Consider the following 2,274-nt stretch of genomic DNA (forward strand, 5'->3'; position numbering starts at 1 on the left):
GCCCAGAACCGCGGAAGCGCTGGAGACGGTGCTCGACGGCGTGCCGCTCAACCGTGTGCAGGTCCGCATCGACGCGCATCCCTGGAGCCGCGCCGTGGCCGACTGGCTGCTTGCCTTCCTGACCCGGCGCCGCTCCGATCCGACGAAGCTCAACCTTTCCTTCGGCATCGACCCGGCGGCGATCTTCGCCGGCACCGGGCGGCTGCGCACCTCGATCGAGGCGCTGCAGGAATCGATGCCGCAGTCGCTGGCGCATTTCTTCTCGATGGGCGTGCCGGGCGCGCTGCTCGAAGCCGACGGCCGTGTTTTCCACAATGCCGGCGCCACCGAGGCGCAGGAGCTCGGCACGATGATGGCGTCCGCCGTCTCCTATCTCAGGATGTTCGAGAAGGCGCGTCAGCCGCTGGTCTATGCCGCGCCCTATATCGGCTTCGCGCTCAGCGTCGACCAGGACCAGTTCCTGTCGATGGCCAAGGTGCGGGCGTTGCGCAAGCTCTGGGCGCGCATCCAGGAGGCCTGCTCTATCCCGGCCTCGACGGCAAACGTCCACGCCGAGACCTCCTATCGCATGATGGCAATGGCGGACCCCGAGACCAACATCCTGCGCACGGCGATCGCCGCTTTCGCGGCGGCAAGCGGCGGCGCCGATTCGATCTCGATCCTGCCGCACACCATCGCGCATGGATTGCCGGCCGGCTTCGCGCGGCGGGTCGCCCGCAACGCGCAGTTGATCATGGCGCATGAAAGCCATCTCCACCATGTCGCCGACCCCGCCAACGGCTCCGGCGCGGTCGAGGCGCTGACCGAGGATCTTTGCGCCGCGGCCTGGGAGGAATTCCAGCGCATCGAAGCCGAGGGCGGCGTGCTCGACAGCCTGCAGCAAGGCTATATCCAGAACCGCGTGCAGACGGCCGCCGCGAAGCGCAATGCCGCATACCGGACCGGGACGCGCTCGATCATCGGCACCACCCTGTTCCGTGCCGGCAGCGAGCGCCCGGTCGAGATATTGAAGGCCGAGCGTCGGCCTGCGCTGACGGAAGGCGTGGCCGTGTGCGAGCCGCTGTTTCCAGTGCGTATCGATCAGTCTATCGGAGCCGGATCATGATCCCGGATTTCAGCCAGATCGGCTGGTCGGCGCCGCGCCGCATACCGGTCGATCTCAAGGGCCAGCGGATGACGCCGGAAGGCATCGCGGTCAAGCATCTCTATACGCAGGGCGACCTCAAGGGCCTCGCCAACCTCGACACCTATCCCGGCCTGCCGCCCTTCGTGCGCGGCCCCTATCCGACCATGTATGTCCAGCAGCCTTGGACCATCCGGCAATATGCCGGCTTCTCCACGGCAGAGGAATCCAACGCTTTCTACCGGCGCAATCTTGCCGCCGGCCAGAAGGGGCTTTCGGTCGCCTTCGACCTCGCCACCCATCGCGGCTATGACAGCGACCATCCGCGCGTTGCCGGCGATGTCGGCATGGCCGGCGTGGCGATCGATTCCATCCTCGACATGCGCCAGCTCTTCGACGGCATTCCGCTGGGCGAAATGACGGTGTCGATGACGATGAACGGCGCCGTGCTGCCGATCATGGCGCTCTACATCGTTGCGGCCGAGGAACAGGGTGTCGCGCAAAAGGACTTAGCGGGAACCATTCAGAACGATATCCTGAAGGAGTTCATGGTCCGCAACACCTATATCTATCCGCCGAAGCCATCGATGCGGATCGTGTCGGACATTTTTGCCTACACCTCGCGGCATATGCCGAAGTTCAATTCGATCTCGATCTCCGGCTATCACATGCAGGAAGCCGGCGCGACGGCCGATCTCGAGCTCGCCTACACGATTGCCGACGGTATCGAATATGCCCGCGCCGGCGTCGCCGCCGGGCTCGACATCGACCGCTTCGCGCCGCGTCTCTCCTTCTTCTGGGCGATCGGCATGAACTTCTTCATGGAGGTCGCCAAGCTCAGGGCCGCGCGGCTGCTCTGGTCGAGCCTGATGAAGAAGAATTTTTCGCCGAAGGACGATCGCTCGCTGTCGCTGCGCACCCATTGCCAGACTTCCGGATGGTCGCTGACGGCGCAGGACCCCTACAACAACATCACCCGCACGATGATCGAGGCGATGGCGGCGACGCAGGGGCATACCCAGTCGCTGCACACCAATTCCTTCGACGAGGCGATGGCGCTGCCGACCGATCATTCGGCGCGGATCGCCCGCAACACGCAGCTCATCCTGCAGAAGGAATCCGGCACGACGCGCATGATCGATCCGTGGGGC

At 65.1% G+C, this 2,274-nt stretch carries 2 protein-coding genes; both read left to right on the plus strand.

Going from position 1 to position 2,274, the window contains the following annotated elements; translation table 11 throughout:
* A partial coding sequence (locus EOA29_RS33640) for a methylmalonyl-CoA mutase family protein (RefSeq protein ID WP_145969959.1) occupies window positions 1-1,105 on the plus strand: 1,105 nt, incomplete at its 5' end.
* Window positions 1,102-2,274: methylmalonyl-CoA mutase family protein (locus tag EOA29_RS33645; RefSeq protein WP_245468678.1), on the plus strand; the 1,173-nt coding region annotated here is incomplete at its 3' end. The genes EOA29_RS33640 and EOA29_RS33645, both read left to right, overlap by 4 nt.

It is taken from the genome of Mesorhizobium sp. M1E.F.Ca.ET.063.01.1.1, assembly GCF_003998155.1.
In the GTDB taxonomy this organism is placed as follows: domain Bacteria; phylum Pseudomonadota; class Alphaproteobacteria; order Rhizobiales; family Rhizobiaceae; genus Mesorhizobium.